The organism is Pedococcus ginsenosidimutans (assembly GCF_039544395.1).
GTDB classification, from domain to species: Bacteria; Actinomycetota; Actinomycetes; order Actinomycetales; family Dermatophilaceae; genus Pedococcus; species Pedococcus ginsenosidimutans.
The window spans coordinates 267,076-285,342 of the sequence record NZ_BAABLO010000005.1; the positions used below are offsets into that span (position 1 = coordinate 267,076).

Below are 18,267 nucleotides of genomic sequence, written 5' to 3' on the forward strand. Positions count from 1 at the left end.
GTGTCGCGTCCGTTGATGCCCGCTGCCCCGTTGTGGGGTGTTGGATGTCCTCCGTTCTGTCGTTGGTGAGGGGGGCTCTCGTTGCGCTGTGGAGTTGTCAAGGTGCTGCCCCAGGGCAGGGGCACGAGGGATAGGTCCGTGGCGAGTCGGCGGCCGCAATCCCCCAAAGTCAGGGACGCGGACCAACGAGCATGCGTGCGCGGCCTTCTGTGGTCGCGCTGGTGAGCGCGCGGTGCGTCAGCGTCGCCGGTGCCACAGGGGTGCACGCGTGAGCGTGGGCTGCGAAGGCCGATTGGGCTGTCAGTCGAGGAAGGAGGTCTCCAGCAACTCGTGGGTGTTCACCGGGGTGGGGTGCGGAAGAGCATGGTCAGCATCTGCTCTGGCGTGGACCTCCCGGAGACCTGCCATGCGATGTCGGTGCCGTGCTCCGCCCACGTGCTGTGGACGCGCCACAGGGTGATGCTGGAGGCCGTGACGTCGGTGTTGGCTAGGCCGACTTCGGAGAGCATCCGGTCCAGGACGCCTTGGGCGGATGCACTGGCGGCGGCGGTGCCGGGCAGGTTGGTGCGCGGGGTGTAGGTCAGGAGAGTGGTGGGTGCGGTGCCCTTGATCGTGGCGGAGGTGGCGCACCGGAACAGGAGCTGCTGTCCGAAGCCGTCGAGGGGCAGGAGCCGGCACTTGAGGTGCCCGTTGCCCGGTGCGAGGACCTCGGCGGGGTCCTTGACGTCGTCGAAGTCTCCGAGGGTGAAGCTGGTGGTCTCGCCCGGGGTGAGGCCTGCGTCGGTGAGGGTGTAGATGTTGGCGCGCTGGGAGTCGGGGTTGTGGAGTGACTCGATGGCTGCTTGGACGCGTGCGAGCAGGATCTCGTCGTCGGTGAACGGTCGCTGCAGCTGGTGCGTGCGAGCCCGGAGGCGGACCGAGGAGCGGTAGACGGGCTCGGTCGAGGCTCCGATGGAGGCGGCCGCGGCCGCCACCATCGCGACGGTGACGTTGCGGTACTCGTGCAGTGGCCCGGCGATGTCGCTCTTGAGGAAGGTGGTGAGGTTGTCCCGGCCGATGCCAGTCAACGCTGCGAGCAGTTCCTTCTGGTGGGTCAGCAGGCCGCTGGCGTCGTCGATGCCGATCTGGTTGGCAACGGTGACGACGTCGGCGGTGAGCCGGCTCATCCTCTCCCTGGCCGGGCGAGGGGCCACGGCGAACTGGTTGTCGAGTGCGGCGAAGGCGTCGAGGGTGTCGGCGAGGCTCATGGTGCGCAGCGCCGGACTGATCGGGGTCTTCTTGCTGCGGGTCTTGCGGGTCTTGGTGGTGGCGGTGGTGCTCATCGGCTTCTCCCGTTGCTTGCTGTAGCAGGACGGGAGGACTGGTCCGGTGCGGGGGTGGGAGCGCAATCGGCCACGGCCCGGACGGCTGTGATCCAGGTCACGTCCGATCTGGGTGGCCGACGACGTCCCGGCGTCGAGGTGGTGAGGGTGCGCCGCCACCACGGCAGAACGCCGAGAACCCACCCCTGCTGGGGTGGGTTCTCGGATGTTGACCGTCGTGGGTCAGCGCTGTCGGTTGCTCCACGTGATCGAGTTGTTCACCAGTGCTGCGGTGAGGAAGTCGAGCTCTTGGCCGGCGAGGTGTTGGGAGGTGGCGCGGCCGTAGTGCGGCAGCGTGTTCTGGAACCAGTTGTTGAAGCTCTCGGCGTCGTTGCGCCGGGAGAAGAAGTCCGAGAACCGATGACCGTCGCTACGGCTCAAGGGTCGTAGCGCGAGGCCGATCCTGTCCGAGGGGGACCGGTCGCCGTCCTTGCTGTCGGGGTGATAGCGGGTGCCGTCGGGCTCCCAGTCGCGCTGGAAGGTGAAGTCACCCTCGCTACAGGGCACCTCGAACGTGCGGTAGGCGCCCCACCGGCCGTCGGGACGCTGGTACGGGGTGGACGTCACGCAGGGGACGTGGGACACCTTCACCGGGTACCCGTCCAGCGGGTGGTAGTCGAGGGTGAACAGGGCCCCGTCATCGACGACGAGCTCATGCTCGCAGGTACCCCGGCCCGTGGGGTGGGTGACCGGTCCGTACCGGTGGTGCTGGCTGCGGACCACGTCGAAGCCGCGCTCGGTCTTGTACAGGCTGGTGCCGACGGGCTGGGGCTCACCGCTGTAGAACATCTGGCTCAGCAGGTCGCGACGCAGGATCTGCGCTACCGCCGGGGTAGCGGCGGCACCGTACTCGACGGCAAGGCGCAGCACGCGGTCGTCGTCCTTCTCGTCGGTGGTCTCGACGTGCGGGGCCCGTTCCCGCCGTCCGACGGACTTTCCGAAGACCTGGATCCGGTGATGTGCCATCAGGTGGTCCAGGTGCCAGCCCTGGATGGCGCGGTCCCAGATCACGTTGTGGACCCCGTCGCCGGCCAGCGCGGCCAGTGACTCGATCAGTTCCAGGCCCGCCCACTGTTCGGCTCGCAGGGCCACCCCGGTGCCGAGGGTGACGCGACCCGCGCCGGTCCAGGTGTGCAGGGCGACGAAGTTGACCCCGCGGGCCTCCTTGAAGTCCTCGCTCAGGTCGCTGTACGTCCGCTGAATGCGCGCACTGGCGGCCGACTTTGCCCGGCTACCAACCGCAACCGGCTTCCCGGTGAGGGGGTGCTCGACGGTGGTGACGTCGCTGAAGGGGGCCAGTACGACACCGTCTCCGTAGACGGTGTTGCGTTCGTCGGGGGTCACCCAGTCCGGTGCGCTGCCCGGCAGGAGGTTGCCGTGCCGGCGTGCCTGTCCTAGGGCGACCTTGCGGAACCCGTTCTGCAGGGCTGCCATGGCTTGCGGGGTGCGGCTGATGCGGTCGCGGAAGTACTGGACCTGCTCGCGGTTGGGCGCCGTGGCGGGCAGGACCCGGCCGTGGGTCATGGTCGCGTAGGTTGCGCGGCACTCGTCCCAGACGGCTGGCTCACGGAGGAGCTTGAGCCCCTCGGAGGTCGAGCCGGCGATGCGAGCGACGCTGGTGGCGGCGAGGAGGGCGTCGCTGCCGTAGGAGGGCTTTCTGCCCCGGGCGCCTGGCTGGCGAAGGTGCGGTCCGAGGATGTTGCCCAGGTCGTACAGGGCGGGGAATGCGAAGAGGTTCACGATCTGTCGGGTGTCGACGATCTTGCTGGTGCCTGCTGCGTCCTGCCGTCGGGTCTGGGGTGCGTTGGGCATGGCGATCTCCTGGGGTCGGGGTCGGGCTCTTGAGCGGCGGGGGTGGCCGTGCCTCAACGTTCCGATCCGGAGGGGTCACGCCGCGTCGGGAGATGGCGGGGTTTCGACGTAGGGAAATCGGGGGACCTGGAGGGTCGGGGCCCCATGTGTGGGACCCCAGTCCCTCCGCAGGTGTCACTGGATCCCCACGGACGCTGGCTCGGTCAGGCGGCGCGGGCGGTCAGGGTGGCCGAGGTATCTGGTTGGGCCAGTGCGGCGCGGTAGGCATTGGTGGCGTTGTGCAGCAGCCCGTAGCACAGGACGTCGAGGAGTTGCCGCTGCCCGCCGAGGCTCATGGCCCGGTCGACGAGCAGGCTGCGCTTGAGCTGGGAGTTGAAGGACTCGGCGTCGTTGCGCAAACCGTAGAGGCGTGTGAAGTCGTCCTCGCCTTCGGCGATGACCCGCACAGCGTCGGCGCGCCTGTGGTTGGTGTCTCCTGGTTCGCCGTGGGGTGTGACCCAGGCCAGGAACGGGCTGGCGGGGCAGGGGACCTCGTAGGCGACGCTGAAGTGGTACTTCCCGGAGGCGCGGCGGGGACGCTTGACCTGTCTGCGGTCGAGCCGGGACAGCACGACAGGCTGACCGGCCTCGTCGAGGCCGACCTCGCTGACGGCTCCGTCGATGGCGCCCAAGGTGTGGGTGCAAGGCCCGTCAGGGGCGTCGTGTTCCCAGGCGCCCAGGGCGAACCAGCGGGGTGTTGCAGCGTGCTTGCCACGGCGGGCGGCGGTCTTGGCCGAGGCGTGGACCTTGTTGATAACCAGGAGCCCCTGGTGGGTCATGAGGTCGTCGATGTGCACGCCGCGCATGGCGCCGTCGTAGACGATGGCCTGGATCCCGGCGCCGGCCACGGCGTGCAGGCGCTTGATGGCCTTTACGGCGGTGTCGGCCTCCAGCCCGGGGCGGGGAACCCGGTCCACGGCAAGGACAACCCGCTGGTGCGCGTTGTCGCCGCGGGCGTAGAGGGCAACGAAGTTCTGTCCGTGGACCGAGCCGGTGTGGCCGTGGTAGTCGGCCGCGTCGGGGTCGAACCGGCGGGTGGGCGCCTGCGTTGGCTGGCCATCGGGGGTGAGGTAGGTGATGGTCGTCTTTCCGGTGCCGGGGGACGTGGTCCGGGTCGCCGCGGGTGGGCGGTACAGGGGTCGGACGACGGTGCCGTCCCCGTAGACCACCCGGGATCGGTCGGGCCGGGACAACGACCCTGGACCGGTGGGGTTCAACAGCCCAAGCTCGCGGGCTTGAGCCACGGCGAACTCGGTGAACAGGTCCTGCATCTGGTCAAGCACCTCGGGGTCGGACAGGTACCGGTCGCGGGCGTACCGGAACGACTCCCAGCTCGGCGGACGGGCCCCGGGGAGCCGGTCCACCAGCTCAGGTCGTGCCTGTGCCATCGTGGCGACTGCGTCTTGGACGACGGTCCAGGTGCTGGCGTCGCTGAGCTCGGTTTGGACGCGGATGCCGGAGCGGTAGAGCCGTGCCAGGACGCCGTAGCCCAGCAGAAGGTATCCGGGGTGGTGGGCGGGCCGTCCCACGGGCGACTTGGCTGGGACCAGCCGGCCGAGCTCGTACAGGGCCGGGTGGGAGAAGATCGCGCTGATCTTCTCGTTGGTGGTCAGCGGCTGGTCGCGGACGATGCGCAGGTGCCTCATGCTCGGTTCCTCCCGGGTGTGGTGTCGGTGGGGGTGCGCCAGGTCAGCGCGATGTCCTCGGCGGCGGCGTCCAGGGAGCGGTGGCCCAGGAGCCGAGCGACACCCTCGATCGGGGTGCCAGTGTCGTGGGCCGTGCGCCCGGCCCAGTGCCGCAGCGAGGCCGGCCGGACGTCGGGTTCGGCGGCCAGGCCTGCGGCGTCCAGGACATGCCGCAGTGCGTTGCAGACGCTGGCCTGGGCCTTGGCGTCGCCGGCGGGGGCGCGCCCGCCGTAGGCCAGGAGCGTCTGCGGTCCGCAGCCAGCCAGGTCGCGGACCCGATGGGCAATGACTGCGGCGCCCCAGTGGGTCAGCGCCGCCGTGCGCGGGTCGTGCCGGCGGGTGCCGGGCAACCGCACCCATGTCGGATTCAGGGGGTCGTCCAGGTCGGCCACGGTGATCGCGGTGATCTCGCTGGAGACCGCGGTGGCTTCGCCCAGCGCCCACGCAACGCAGCGTGTCGAGGCACGCCGTCCCGGTCTCAGCTGCGCGCTCGCTCGGCACAACGTGATCTCGTCATCCGTGAGGGGTCGAGCCACGAGCTCACCACGAGGCGGCAGGTCCAGGTCCAGCGTGGGGTCCCCGTCGGCCAGCCGAAGACTGCGAAGGGTCCGGTAGAGGGTGCGCAAGGCGGTGCGACGGGCATGCCGTGTCGCCAACTCGGGCGGCCTTCCTTTGATGGTTCGAGCTGAGACGAACGCCTGCGCCGTCTCGGGGCGAACATCCGCGAACGCGCCAATCCCGATAGCGGTCAGGCGACCAGCGAATCTTTGGGCGGTCTCGGTCATCCGAAGCATCGTCTGCTCGGAGTGGGCGCCGTCGGCGGCCCACCGGCGCGTCACAGCCTCCAGCTCGGCGGCAAGGCTCAGGGTGCGCGGCGTCGCTCCTGCGGGAGCTGGGCGCCGGGGTGCTTCATGGTCAGGCAGTCTTCGGGGCAATGGGGAGAAACCTCCGGTCCGGGACTCAGGGCGTTCCCGGCCAGCACCCACCGTGACCCCACGACCTCCGCTGACATTCACCCCGAGCCGGTTCGGACCCCATGGGTGCGGACGGCGCGGGCCCTCGAACGCAGGAACCGTCCCCGCTGCCAGATCCTGAACGGTCGGCATGGCGCTTCTACGCCTGATCAGTGACAAAGGGAACAGCCCTAAGGTCCAGCGGCGGTTCGCAGCGGGGGAGAAGGGCGATGTTGCCTCCTTCTGGGGTTGCGCCCGGCTGGGCACCCAGCCGCCACACCCGAAGGCATCCAGCGCATGAGTGCGATTAGTTCATAAGCGGAGCAGATCGGGTGTCGCCCTTGTGGGGGACCCGCGAGCCTCAAGTGGTGGTCGCGAACGCCGGAGAGCGTTCCGCGTCACGACCGCGGCAGCCGAGTCACGGGAGGACGCCAAGACCCTTCGGAGGGTCATGACCACAACCAATACGCACTTCCAGCCCGCTGCCTTGGCCGACGAGGTCGTCGGCCAAGGGGTGTCGTCTCTGGGCGCGTTCAAGCGCCGCAAGCGCCTGCATGCGCTCGAGGCGACCAGAAGTCACCTCGCCTCCATGGCTGCCCAGCAACGCAGCCATGGCCTCGAGGATGCCGAGGAGAGCTTCAGTCTCCAGCTCATCGTGGAGGCCGCCATCCGAGACGAGTTCTCCGCCGAGTTCGAGGAACTCTTCCCCGGCTGGTTAGAGAACGACAACGAGCTCGAGCACCCAACTGGGACCCTCACCGCCGGGTGCGGCATCTGCAGATCCATCGCTGCTGCAACCCGAATCAACCTCGACCCGCCAGAGGCGGCCTGAAAGCCCTGGCAGAACCACCGCCCGCCATCCTCACCACGTTGCCGCCGAGACCTACTTCGTCTCGGCGGCAACGCGCGGTGCCCCATGGCTGATCCGCAGCTCGCTCGCACCTTCACGCCACGACCTTCAGGCCACGACCTTCACGATGACGACGCAGACCGTCATCGTGATGATGATTGCGATCAGCCGCCCGGTCCGCCCTTTCTCGACGATCGCGGTGCGGACCGTCTGACACACCTCCCCGACCACCCACCTCATGAGCGACACCTCCTCCTCATCTCGGGCCCTCGGGCCTCGTCGCAAGGGCCACTATCCGTAGTGCGCCCGCCGTCCTACAACTCGCCCGGGACACGTAAGAGCGGCTCGTTGGACACGCATTGGCGGGACACTGATAAAGGGTCATCGCCCCATCTACGGGTGTACCGTCAACACATGAACCGCTCAACCGTGACGATCGGAGGACTGGGTGCCAAAGTTGCGCATGACACCGGTCGATGCTGACCAGATGCGCCGAGAGCGGCGGCGCTCGGAATGGCGACAGGGTGCCGAAGAAGGCGCCCAGCGGCTGCGACACAAGCGATTCACCGACCTTGAGCGGCGACAGCCCGCGATCCAGGCTGCGGTCGACCAGTACCGACGACTGCCGAACACCGAAGCAGATGTCCGGCTCAGGACGTCCGGCCTGCGCATCGACCCCCCTCGACCGCTCCCTCCTGCACTTGGAGGGCCGCCCTGGCCCGACGGGAACACGCGCGCGCAGATCCGTGCGTACGACCTGAGAACAAGGCGCCCCCTGGCCAGACTGGTCGGCTCCAAAGGGCCAAGCCTCAACACATATCTGGCGATGATCTACGTCCTGCAGGCTGAGGGTGGGGAACCAGTCAGCCGACACCCCTTGGCGGTCAGGGAGTACAGCGGTGACGTCCCATGGTCCGTGCTCTGTGGCCGCCACGACGGAAGCGTCCGAGCCAGGCGGGAGCGGATGCGCAGGGATCTTGAGGCGCTCGAGGGTGCAGCGTTGTTGCGACGCGAGTCGCCCACTGCCGACCGCCACGTCGGAGGTTTCGCCCTCCTCCGCGAGGACGGGACTGCGCAGCCCTACACCGTGCCCGAGGAGACAGCCGCTGAGCCCGTGCTCATCTTGCCCGGGAACTTCTTCACCAACGGATGGCACCTCGTGCTCACCCCTCAGGAAATCGCCTTGTGGCTGACGATCGCGGATGCTTACGCGCAGACGAGGGACGCTCGAGCCGACTGGGCTGAGGATGGAGTGCCACTGACCCAGCACACGCGCTGGAGCCACTACGGGATCAGTGGAGAGACGTACGGTGCCCTACACGAACTCGAGGAGTTCGGCCTGATCAGCGTTCATGACGCCATGCCCACGCGGATGAGCGGCAAGTTCACCCCTCCCACCGCGGCAGACCGAGATGCCTACAAGGCGGATGGACACGCTTTCAGTCCCGTCCCCTACCAACTGCGGCCGATCGAGAACCCCTTCGGAAGACCAGCGATCTACACGGTCTCGCACGTCCTCGATGGCTCACCGCTGCCACCACGGATGCTGACTTCTGAGCTCACCTTTGAGGGCCTCACCTCCAAGGCCTGAGTGGGCTCTTGGTTCGTTCGCCCATTGCACGGAGTTCGAGGGTCTCGGGCAGGTTCGTGCTGTCAGCCTGTCCTGGTCGAGGATCCGTCGCATTTGCCGGAGTCGTAGTCGCTACGTGCTCCGGACGTGTTTGCCGCACGAGCCCGGGGTCAAATGGCTGGGACCGTCAAGCTTCGTCGATGACGTCCTGAACGGTGCGGCGCTCGGCTTCCAACTCGTCATCGTCAACCTCGGGCTCCTCCTCGGTATCCGCGACTGGTGTGCGCCAGGCTTCGTCGGCTTGGGTCAAGGCTTGCTCGCTTTGACTTTCGAGGAGGGACGCGAGCACTTCCCTTAACGCCGCGTCGCGCGCTATCCGCGAGTTCCGGTCGCTCGCGGCCCTGGAAACGCCGGCCCAATAGCGGCTGGCCACTTCCCCGAGCGGATCCTCGAGAACCGCTGCCCGCGCTTCTACATCATCTCCCGCCCTCCTGTAGTCCTGGATGGTCTCACCGAACTCCTTGAGTCGCTCCAGCAGTTCCCCGGAGAGTGCCTCCCCGTCGCCTAGCTTTTCGGCGTTCATCCCTAGGCAGTAGAGGAGCGTGTACAGGTCGGACTTGTTCCGGAACCGCGTCTTTCTAAGGGCGCTTGCGATGGGCCCGAGAGTTCGAAGGCCGCGTCCCATGCGTCGCGCAAGTTCGTGTTCAGTGTCGCTGGGAAATCCGGAGCGCTCGAAGGTGGCATACGCCTCGTCCAGGTCTTCCTTCTTGTTGGGGAGTGTTCGAGCGTTCAGCGCGAAGTAGACCTCGCCGATGAACTCGTCGTTATGCCGGCGCAGGTAATCGCGCGCTGAGAAGACTCCAATCGAGCCGAAGATGTCCAAGGCGGCCGTCTGTTCAACCAGTTTGATGAAGGGACCGGTGTAGGCCGCGTGCCGAAGTTCCTGGGGCTCGAGCGCCTCGACAGTCATGTTCAGCCGGCTGAAGATCGCCCTGATGGCTGGGTCATCAACATTTTCTGGCAGTTCACGAGCGATGAACTTGAATGCGCGGAACTTCGCGCGGAGGTTGCCTGGGAGAGTCGAGAACGTCTTGTTGGCCCATTCGGACCGGCTCTCCGGTTCGCCCAGCAGGGCGAACTTCCCAGCGACAAAATCCAGACAGGCTGAGATTCGTTGCTGCCCGTCGACCACCACGTGCTCTTCCTCCCCGTCTGGGCCCGTGGTCGTCTTCATGTAGATCTCTGGGACGGGAACGCCTCGCAGCATTGAGTCAATCAGCAGTGCCTGCTGACGCTCAGTCCACACCATGTTTCGCTGAAAGGCTGGCTGCAGCACCAACGTTTCGCTCGCCTGACGACTCAACAGATCGTTGACGCTAACGGCGGCAGCCGTAGTGCCCAGTTGGGTCGTGTAGTACAGATCTTGGCTAGGCACCGATACTCAACCTTTTCGCTTGACAGACGTACAGGCTCTTAGCAACCGAGTTGTGCACGCTCCAGTAATCGCGGTAGATGAAGAAGTTCATCTTCACTTGGCGCCCGAGCGCATCTTGGGCGATTCCTCGGAGTGCCGGCAGGGTCGAGATCCACTCAGACCGAAACCCTAGCTTTGAAATCTTGTCTCCCAAGATCGCGCCATCGAAGAACTTCCTACGTTGAAAGTCCAAGTCCGCCCTCTGTCCTCGGGTCGTCGTGCGGCGCGCTAGCCACTTCTGTTCGGCGGCCCTGAGTTCGCGCCAAGCCGACTCAAAGTGAGTCTCTGAGACGAACGCCATGTCGAGGTCCGATGCGCGGTCGAACGGCTTCAAATCGGATCCGAGCATCTTCTCCGGATTGAGTGACCAGCCGATGGCGCCGGAGCCGAGGCAGTAGATCCCGTTGGCGCCGATGCCTAGACCCTTAGACGCGGTGCGTCGAAACTCGTCGAAGCGCGTGGCACCGAAAGCTAAGGGGTCGTGACGGAGGTACGTAAAGTCGATCCATTCCGCAACCTCCTTCGCGCCAACCGCTAGAACTTCTGCGCTGGTGGGATATGGCGCGGTCACGTCCACCCGCACGGAATCGGGGCCTGCGGGCGCCGGCGCCCTACTGCCTTTGCTTGAGCCACGTCGACCGCCCAACAAGTTCCACAGATCTGCCCCCAGCTTTCAAGCAACGCGTATCTGCCGACGCCTCCGGACGGCATAAGAACGAACTTACCGGTTCAGTCGCATCGAGCCGTGGGTCACGAGTTCGGCGAGTCGGCGATGATCGACGACCGACGGGCCACAAGCGTTCGAAAACCTGGGCATGGTAGGGAAAGACTGTGCGCGTCACCGCCGGCGGGTCCGGGGTCATCAGGACGGCCCGCCGCGTGCGCTTGGAAGGCTCCTTTGCCAGTCCAACCGTCGTGGCGGCGCGTTGGGCGGCTGGGCCTCAGAGCCGGCCGTTCGACTCAACGAAGCTCGCTCAGCAGCCGGCACGGCCTGACGAGCGACGCTCGACTGCGCCGAGGACGAAGACGAACGGGTGAGTTGCCGGCGGATGTTGGCATGAGATCGGGCGGTATGCCGTACTTTGCGGCTGGAGGGCTTAGACGGCGCCCCGCAGCCTGAGGGGAATGGGGATGTGAGCACCACACCACGACACCCGATCCGCGCTGCCGCGAAGGGCCCGGCCGCATCCACCGAAGTCTCCACGATGATGCGTGTCCAGATGTACGGCGAGGAGGGTCCCCTACCGGACCGTCCCCAGGTTCTGGCTCGTTTGGGGAGTGCAGCCTCGGCGACGGCCCTGGCGGCAGTTGAGGTGATCCGCTCGATCACATCGAGCGAGGTGGCCTCGTTGTGTCGAGCAACGACCGCAGAGCTTGAAGAAGGGCTGCTCAGGATCCGTGGCGCGGACGCGCAGGTCAGGGTTGCTCTCATGGGTAGAACGATGGCCGGTAAGAGCACGTTGTTCGAGGCTCTGACAGGGGGTGACGGAAGCCGCATCGGTGAGGGCGCCCAGAGAACGACTCGGGAGACTTCGGAGCGACCGATTCAGGCCCTCCCCGGGGTGGTACTGGTCGACACGCCCGGTGTAGGCGCGAAGGACGGTCACGAGGACCGCCTGCTCGCCTTCGAGGCCATGTTGGGCTGTGACGTCGTCTTGTGGGTAGCGGCGAACGACAGCACCCAGCGGGAGACGGCGGAGGCCCTGGTGTCCATAGCCGATGTCGGCAAGCCACTCATCGTGGCGATGAACTGTCGCCAAGGCATCGGCACGGAGGCGAAGAGGCGGCGACTGCTTCGGGACCCGCAGCGGCCGTTTCGTGACCTCGAGGGCCACGTCGCACGACTGCAAGCCTTCCTGGAGCCACTGGGAGTCCGCCCAGGCGCCGTAGTCGCAGTTCACGCCTTGGCGGCCTTCGAAGGGGCCAAAGGCGACCCCGAACTTCTGAGTGTCAGCGGGCTGGAGAGCCTGCGCTCAGCCGTGAAAGACGACGTGGACGCGGTCGGGCCGCAGCGGCAAGCGCTGACGGTAGCCGACGCGTGCAGGGGCCCCCTCAGCGATGCGGTCGAGTCGTTCCGCCGCGTGGCGGATGAGCTGCACGACCTGTCGCAGTTGAAGGTCAGAGCAGCGGCCGAGTACCTGGTGCGGATGACGCGCGCCCTGGCGTCCGCCCAAGCTGAGGGCGCCCTCCTGGTGGAGACGCGCATCGCGGCCGGGCGAGACTGGCATCTGCGCGCGGACCTCGATGGGGACCTGAACAAGCAGATGCATGAACACCACGGTCAAGTCGCGAAGGCTGTGGAGTCCGCCCTGGAGGAAGCCGACCAAGACATGTGTGAGGCGCTCACGGACGAGCAAGGCCTCTTCGCCGACGACTGGACGCTGCCGCCGCTCCGCGACCAACAGCACGTCGCGTTTGACGATGCAGGTGCATGGGGCAACCGGGCGGCCAAGCTCGCAACTCGGGCGTCCTTCGGTCTAGCGACGGCCCTGATCGTCATGTCGAATCCAGTGGGCTGGGTCACCGCGGCGGTAGCACTGGGCGGCATACTGGTCGACCGCACAGTGGTACAGCCGGCCACGAAGAAGGGTGGCTGGATCGATCGCGTCCTTCCCAGTCGTCAACAGAAGGTGCTGCTCCTCCGAGAGCAGGTCTCCGCTGCCAACAGGGAGAGTCTCGATCAGATCCGTCACAGTGCTCTTGAAGCGCTGGAGCATCGTCGCCAGGAATACCTGAAACTGGTCGAAGCCAACCACCGGGCGCAGGAAGCGGAAGCAGAGGGACGACTCGCCACGGCCTCCGCCAGCGCTGCCTCCGCGCTGAACCTGCAGTCGCTCGTCCGACAGCTGGATGCAGAGACCGCCGGCGCGGTCCTCGCCTTGGCCGGGCGCGGGCGCGGCTCTGCGGCCGTCCGTGAGTGTGTGCGACAGCCGGGCCGTGCGATGGCGGTGGGCATGGAGGGACCGGCAGCAGACGAGGAGGCTCTGTTTCCGTCCACAGTGCCAGAGCCGCTTCACCCCTTCCCGGCCGAAGCTCCGGTGCCCTCAGCACGCCGAGCGCTTCACGTCATCGCCGCCGTCTACCCGCCGCCCTACCACGCCGTCTTGCGCGGAGCCTGTCTGACCGTCGCGTTGGAAGCAGACGACTGGCCGGGTCGACGCGAGCGGGTGCAACAGCTGGCCACAGGAGCATCTGGCCTGCAGGTCATGTTGCACGAGCTCGCAGCCCACCCTTCGAGAGGATGAGACATGAAGACCCTGCTAGTGCACCGACTTCCCGAGCGGTCTCAACAACTGGCCGCGACAGCAAAGGATCTGCTGCGCTCCGGGCCGGACACCGTCCGAATGCTCGCCGACGATCTCGACGGGAGCCCGACCGGCCCGACACGACTTGTCTTCACCGGTCAGTACAACGCTGGGAAGTCCACGCTGATTCAGGCGCTGACCGGGCGCGAGGACATCCGGATCGACTCCAACGTGGCGACCACTGAAGCCACTGAGTATCGGTGGGGTGCCGTCGTATTGACTGACACCCCGGGCGTGCAGAGCGGGCACCGGGAGCATGACGAGGTTGCCGAAGCTGCCTTGCGACAGAGCGACCTAGTCGTGTTCGTCGTGACGGTCGACCTATTTGACGACGCGGGGGTGCGCCACCTTGACCGGGTAGCCCACGAACTCGGAAAGCGCCGGAGCATGGTGGTCGTCATCAACAAGATCGGCACCCTGGACGCCGACCCACGCCTGCGGCGGACAGCCGTGCTGGATGCTCTCGGGCCAGGCATGGAAGTCCCGATCGTGCTAACGGACGCCAAGGACCACCTTGACGCCGCCGAAACGTCCGACCCCGACGATGCCGCGGACCTTCTTGAGAGCGGCAACATCGCCGAACTCGAAAGGGCGCTCAACAGCCTGATCGCCCGGGCCGGCCAAGAGGGCCGACTGCGCCGCCCTTTCGATGAGATCATCGCCGTCTGTGCGCAGGCGCTTGAACTGCTCACCGACGACCCGGCGGACGCCGTCGCCAGGAACGTCATCAACCGGGAACGGCGTCTGGTCACCGGCTCGCGCCGACGGTTGGAACGGGCCTTCGACGGCCGCATGCTGGAGTTCAAGCGCTCGATGGCCGACTTGGGTGAGGAGCTCGCCGACGCGCTCGACCGCCTTGACGGCCTGGGGGACAGCGAGCGCGACTCCCAGGTGGACAGCGCCGAGCAGCGGTTCCGCGAAGAAGCCGGCGCACTGACCCAAACTCTGGTTTCTCAACTGCGCCACGACGTCGAGCGCGAAGCCACACTAGGAGCGCAGGAAATGGCTGAGCTCGCTGGCAGCCCTCAGGTTGAGCTGCTTGTCTCGGATGGGCTGGCCGACCGGATGGCAGTCCAGCCAGGCACCTCCCACATTGACCCGCAACGGAATCGACCGAGCGCGTTTGCTGACACCCTCCGAAACGTCGGGCAAGGTGCAGGCGACTTGTCCGCCTGGTGGGGGAAGGGCCAAAAGATCAGCGAGTTCGCAGGCTCCAACGGCCACAAGCTCGTGTACGACCTGGGCAAGTTCCTCGGGAAGGACTTCAAGCCCTGGGAGGCGGTGCGATACGCCAAAGGCGTCGGCCAAGCAGCCCAGATTGTCAACAAGGCCATGCCATACGTCGCCGTCGGCGTCGACGTCCTGGTAGCGGTGCAGGCGGACCGGGCTGAGCTGGCGTTCCTGAGACAACAGCAGAGCCGACGACGAAGCATTGCGGCACGGGTAAGGCGGAGCGCGACCGAGGTGGAAGGTGAGGTGCGGGCACGCATGGACAGCGCCGTAGCTGACTTCTACGGGCAGGCGCTCAAGGGCATCGAAGAGCAGCAAACTGCCCTGGACGCGGTCCTTGGTGGCCGGGCCGACCTGCACGAGGCCCTGGCCGCAGTCGCACGCGAGGCGGCCATGGAACTGGCCCTGCTCGAAGGTGCGGCCAGCACTGAGAGCCCCGGCCGCATCGACGCCGTGCAGGTTCTGGGTCATGTGGACGAGGTGGGGCGAGATCACCTATAACGGGCCGACCAGGCTCGTGCACCGCGGCGAAGGCGCGGGGGCGGGCAGACGGACGCCGACGGTGCCCACGTTGACCGTGCTCTGGCATTCCAAAAGTGTGAAGTTCGCGTTCCGCGAGGGGCGACTCACCGTCCCGAGCCAGGCGGACCCGTCGCACACACAGGGCCGCGTTCTGGCTGGTCAGAGTTAAAGTCCTGATCCCCCAGAGGCCCCAGGTGCCCGCACACGACGACGACGCCTCCAGGAACCTGCACGGAAGTATGCCGCACGCCTCTGCCGGCGGCGGGCGGGGCCACCGCGCCGCGACGGCTAGTTGAGGAACCATGTTGACGAGCCGCGTTCACGGGCCGACGGACCGTGCCGCGCAACGCATTCCACGGCCAGGCTCATCCCTTTGGTCGGACCTGTCCGGGGTTTGCCCGGTTCTCGACCTGAGCCCGGTACGCGTGCCACTACTTTCGCCACACCATGAACTCTCACGCGCGCGCTCGAGCCTTCTTCCGCCTGGCCCCTTTCACCCTCGTCGCCGTGGCCGCGGCCGCCATGGGCGTCACCGCCGTGGGCGGCTCGGCCCAGGCGAGCCCCGTGCTGGCCGCGAACCTGAGGCTGATGGACCACACCCAGATGGCCTCGACCGGTCCCGCCATCCACTCGATGGTCGCACCGGCGCCTGCGGGTATCGACCCGACGAAGCCGGTCTCGGACGCCACCCTCGCCAGGCGCGCGGGGATCGCACTGGAGCGGCTCGGGCGGCCCCTCACCACCACGGGGACGGCCACGACCGGCACCGCCTCGACCAACCCCACCGCGACCGACCCGACGCCCCTCACCACCGCCGCCACCGCGCCCACGGGCACCCCCCACATGACGAACTTCCTGACGCAGCACGTCGCCCCGTCCTGTGTCGGGACCGGCACGGACGGCAAGCGGGTGCAGGTCGTCTACGCCTACGAGACCGGCACCGCGAACGACTACCTGGGCAAGGAAGCGGTCCTGCGCAACGAGATCGCGAACATCGACGACGTGTTCGCGCTGTCGTCCGCCGAGACCGGTGGTGGCAGGCGCGTCCGCTGGGTCACCGACGCGAGCTGTGTCCCGCAGATCGTCGTCGCCGAGGTCCCCGCGGGCGTCATCAGCAAGAGCGCGAACGGCGCCGGGGACTGGTCCACCCTCAAGAGCGCCTTGGCCGGCCAAGGCCTGAACCGGGCGGACCGCAAGTACCTGGTCTTCGGCGACGCCCCTGCCGCGAACCCCGGAATCTGCGGCCTCGGCGACAGGTACTCCGACGAGCGCCCGGCGAACAACTACAACGACTACTACGCAGCCCAGTACGGCGCGGTGTACCAGGCCTGCTTCGCAGCCTTCCCCAACAACCAGACCAGCGCCGGGCACGAGCTCGTGCACACGCTCGGCGCGGTCCAGGGCGGGTCCCCGAACGCGTCGCAGTACGGGCACTGCACCGACGACGGCGATCTCATGTGCTACCCGGACGGCTCCAGCACCCCCGTCCGGCAGATCTGCCCGACCACCCACGAGCCCCTGCTCGACTGCAACCACGACGACTACTTCTCGACCAGCCCGGTCACAGGCACCTACCTGGCGAACAGCTGGAACGTCGCGAACTCGTCCTACCTCGACACCGTCGCCGCCCTCGACTCGGTGCCGTCGGTCTCCCTCGACGGCCCCGCGTCCGGCACGACGGGCCAGCCGCTGTCGTTCACCGCGTCGAGCACCGGCACCCCCACCGCGTACCAGTGGCAGGTCGACTCCGTCACCGTGACCGGCGCGACGGGCACGTCGTTCGTGTTCACGCCGGGATACTGGCAGACCGGGAACCGGACGGTCACGGTCCGCGCGACCATGGCGGACGGTCGCACTGCCGTGGCCACCAAGACGGTCACGGTGACGGCGGCTGCCGCCCCGACGGTGACGCTGGCCGGCCCGACGGCGGTCGCCGACGGCGCCGACTTCACGACCACCGCCACCCCGGCGGGGACCGGTCCGTTCACGTACACCTGGACCTACCCGACTCCGTACTGCACGCCCAAGTCCGCGACGGACGCGGCGTCGCTCACCCTCAGCTGCGCCCTCGGTGACGCCAACAACCTGTCCTCGGCCCTCACCGTGGACGTGATGCAGGCCGACGGCCAGGCTGTCACGGGACAGCAGTCCTTCACCGTCGGCAAGGCCCAGCCCACGGGCCAGCTCTCCGCGGACATCACCGGTCCCACAGGGGTCCTCAAGGTGGGCCAGACCTACGACTTCTCCGTGGTCGCCCAGAACACCTCCGACTTCTCCGTCTCGTGGAACGACGACGGCGCTCCGACGACCTGGATCGAGCAGGGGTACTTCGTCAGCCCGACGACCAGGATCACCCCGCGCCAGGCCGGGTCCGCGACGATCGAGGCGTTCGTCTACGCCAAGGACACGGGCCAGTCGACGACCGTGCGCCTAACCCTGCAGGCAGCCGGTAGCTCCACGAACGCCACGGCCTGGTCTGGCGTCACCGCCTCCGGCACGAACCCGGTCACCCTCACGGCTGCCCTGCGTGACACCGTGACCGGCCGCCCGGTCGCAGGCGCGACGACGACGGTGCAGGGGGCGGCCTACGGCTCCAGCACCTACGGCACCTCCGGCAGCGTGGTGACGGACGCGAACGGCGTCGCCACGTTCAAGGCCACTGCTGCAACCGCAGCCACCTACCGCTTCACGTTCGGCGGCAGCAGCGCCCTGGGGGCGTCCACGTCGGGCACCGCGCTGGTCAAGGTGCCCACACGCACCGCCCTGGTGGTCAAGCCCGGGTACCCGACCACGTTCAGCGGCAGCCTGGCCAACACCGTCACGGGCAGGGCCCTGCCCACGGGCACGCCGGTGACCCTGAAGGTCAAGTGGTACGGCACCAGCACCTGGGCGCCGGTCACCACCCTCCGGACCGATGCCTACGGCAAGGTCGCCTGGACCTGGAACGCCTACCGCAACGGGTACTTCCAGCTCGTCTACGCCGGAAGTCCCTCCACGGTCTCCTCCGCCAGCGCCGCCCCCCTCGTGCGGATCCCGACGAAGGCGACCATGGCCGTGACGTCGGGCCGGCCGGACGTCGTGTCCGGTCGCCTCACGACGGGGGCCGGGGCGTCGATGAAGTACGTCTACGTCACGTTGCAGTACCGCACCTACGGGACGAGCACGTGGCGCACCGTCACCACCCAGGTCCGCACGACCAGCACCGGAGCCATGGCCTACAAGGTGCAGCCCAGGCAGCGGACCTACTACCGGTGGGTCTACCTGGGGACGTCCACCGGGTACCTGGCCGCGACGAGCGCTCAGGGGTACCTCACCTACTGACCCTCCGCGGGGCCTGACCCCGAGTCCGTCAACCCACGAGTCCCTCGCCGGAGTCCCCTGACTCCCGAGTCCGTCACCCCAAGTCCGTCCCAAGTGATGTGCAAGTGCCTGGTCGCACGCTGGATCCCGACCACGCACCGCACAC

Annotated in this window: 12 protein-coding genes; 5 read left to right on the forward strand and 7 right to left on the reverse strand. The window is 67.5% G+C overall.

What is annotated here, in order from left to right; genetic code table 11:
- Positions 1-338: 338 nt before the first annotated feature.
- The 4 genes from ABEA42_RS10175 to ABEA42_RS10190 all read right to left on the reverse strand — a co-directional run bounded on the left by ABEA42_RS10175 (position 339) and on the right by ABEA42_RS10190 (position 5,682).
- Positions 339-1,322 (reverse strand): hypothetical protein, encoded by a 984-nt coding sequence (locus tag ABEA42_RS10175; protein ID WP_345502988.1) that lies wholly within the window; start codon positions 1,320-1,322, stop codon positions 339-341.
- Positions 1,323-1,544: 222 nt separating this feature from the next.
- Entirely contained in the window at positions 1,545-3,173 is a 1,629-nt protein-coding gene (locus tag ABEA42_RS10180; RefSeq protein ID WP_345502989.1) for a hypothetical protein, read from the reverse strand.
- Between the two features lie 203 nt (positions 3,174-3,376).
- Positions 3,377-4,858 carry a hypothetical protein gene (locus ABEA42_RS10185; RefSeq protein WP_345502991.1) on the reverse strand — a complete coding sequence of 494 codons (1,482 nt, stop codon included), beginning with the start codon at positions 4,856-4,858 and terminating at the stop codon, positions 3,377-3,379.
- Positions 4,855-5,682, reverse strand: a complete 828-nt coding sequence (locus tag ABEA42_RS10190; protein WP_345502992.1) for a tyrosine-type recombinase/integrase — start codon at positions 5,680-5,682, stop codon at positions 4,855-4,857. The genes ABEA42_RS10185 and ABEA42_RS10190 overlap by 4 nt, the downstream gene beginning before the upstream one ends.
- Before the next feature lie 619 nt (positions 5,683-6,301).
- On the opposite strand from ABEA42_RS10190, the gene ABEA42_RS10195 reads away from it, so the two are divergent.
- Positions 6,302-6,682: a hypothetical protein gene (locus ABEA42_RS10195; RefSeq protein WP_345502993.1), complete on the forward strand. Its 381-nt coding sequence runs from the start codon at positions 6,302-6,304 to the stop codon at positions 6,680-6,682.
- Positions 6,683-6,808: 126 nt separating this feature from the next.
- Here the strand turns inward: ABEA42_RS10195 and ABEA42_RS10200 are convergent, their stop codons facing one another.
- The gene (locus tag ABEA42_RS10200; protein ID WP_345502995.1) at positions 6,809-6,940 is read right to left on the reverse strand and encodes a hypothetical protein; all 132 of its coding nucleotides are present in this window, start codon (positions 6,938-6,940) and stop codon (positions 6,809-6,811) included.
- A gap of 586 nt (positions 6,941-7,526) precedes the next feature.
- Here ABEA42_RS10200 and ABEA42_RS10205 point away from each other — a divergent pair.
- On the forward strand, positions 7,527-8,291 hold the full coding sequence (locus tag ABEA42_RS10205) for a hypothetical protein (RefSeq protein ID WP_345502997.1): 765 nt from the start codon (positions 7,527-7,529) through the stop codon (positions 8,289-8,291).
- A gap of 166 nt (positions 8,292-8,457) precedes the next feature.
- Here the strand turns inward: ABEA42_RS10205 and ABEA42_RS10210 are convergent, their stop codons facing one another.
- Positions 8,458-9,705, reverse strand: coding sequence for a DUF262 domain-containing protein (locus ABEA42_RS10210; protein ID WP_345502999.1), 1,248 nt, complete (start codon positions 9,703-9,705; stop codon positions 8,458-8,460).
- Positions 9,698-10,321: a hypothetical protein gene (locus ABEA42_RS10215; RefSeq protein ID WP_345503001.1), complete on the reverse strand. Its 624-nt coding sequence runs from the start codon at positions 10,319-10,321 to the stop codon at positions 9,698-9,700. Before ABEA42_RS10215 ends, ABEA42_RS10210 begins: the two co-directional genes overlap by 8 nt.
- A gap of 736 nt (positions 10,322-11,057) precedes the next feature.
- Here ABEA42_RS10215 and ABEA42_RS10220 point away from each other — a divergent pair.
- The 3 genes from ABEA42_RS10220 to ABEA42_RS10230 all read left to right on the forward strand — a co-directional run bounded on the left by ABEA42_RS10220 (position 11,058) and on the right by ABEA42_RS10230 (position 18,122).
- Positions 11,058-12,989: a GTPase domain-containing protein gene (locus ABEA42_RS10220; RefSeq protein WP_345503003.1), complete on the forward strand. Its 1,932-nt coding sequence runs from the start codon at positions 11,058-11,060 to the stop codon at positions 12,987-12,989.
- A 3-nt stretch (positions 12,990-12,992) separates the two neighbouring features.
- Positions 12,993-14,780, forward strand: a complete 1,788-nt coding sequence (locus ABEA42_RS10225) for a GTPase (RefSeq protein ID WP_345503005.1) — start codon at positions 12,993-12,995, stop codon at positions 14,778-14,780.
- Between the two features lie 468 nt (positions 14,781-15,248).
- Positions 15,249-18,122, forward strand: coding sequence for a PKD domain-containing protein (locus tag ABEA42_RS10230; RefSeq protein WP_345503007.1), 2,874 nt, complete (start codon positions 15,249-15,251; stop codon positions 18,120-18,122).
- Positions 18,123-18,267 lie beyond the last annotated feature (145 nt).

What these genes read in the sequence shown, in the direction of transcription:
- ABEA42_RS10230 (WP_345503007.1), top strand. Translation starts at nt 15,249, where the DNA reads ATGAACTCTCACGCGCGCGCTCGAGCCTTCTTCCGCCTGGCCCCTTTC.
- ABEA42_RS10205 (WP_345502997.1), top strand. Translation starts at nt 7,527, where the DNA reads ATGATCTACGTCCTGCAGGCTGAGGGTGGGGAACCAGTCAGCCGACAC.
- ABEA42_RS10195 (WP_345502993.1), top strand. Translation starts at nt 6,302, where the DNA reads ATGACCACAACCAATACGCACTTCCAGCCCGCTGCCTTGGCCGACGAG.
- ABEA42_RS10225 (WP_345503005.1), top strand. Translation starts at nt 12,993, where the DNA reads ATGAAGACCCTGCTAGTGCACCGACTTCCCGAGCGGTCTCAACAACTG.
- ABEA42_RS10175 (WP_345502988.1), bottom strand. Translation starts at nt 1,322, where the DNA reads ATGAGCACCACCGCCACCACCAAGACCCGCAAGACCCGCAGCAAGAAG.
- ABEA42_RS10180 (WP_345502989.1), bottom strand. Translation starts at nt 3,173, where the DNA reads ATGCCCAACGCACCCCAGACCCGACGGCAGGACGCAGCAGGCACCAGC.
- ABEA42_RS10185 (WP_345502991.1), bottom strand. Translation starts at nt 4,858, where the DNA reads ATGAGGCACCTGCGCATCGTCCGCGACCAGCCGCTGACCACCAACGAG.
- ABEA42_RS10190 (WP_345502992.1), bottom strand. Translation starts at nt 5,682, where the DNA reads ATGACCGAGACCGCCCAAAGATTCGCTGGTCGCCTGACCGCTATCGGG.
- ABEA42_RS10200 (WP_345502995.1), bottom strand. Translation starts at nt 6,940, where the DNA reads ATGAGGTGGGTGGTCGGGGAGGTGTGTCAGACGGTCCGCACCGCGATC.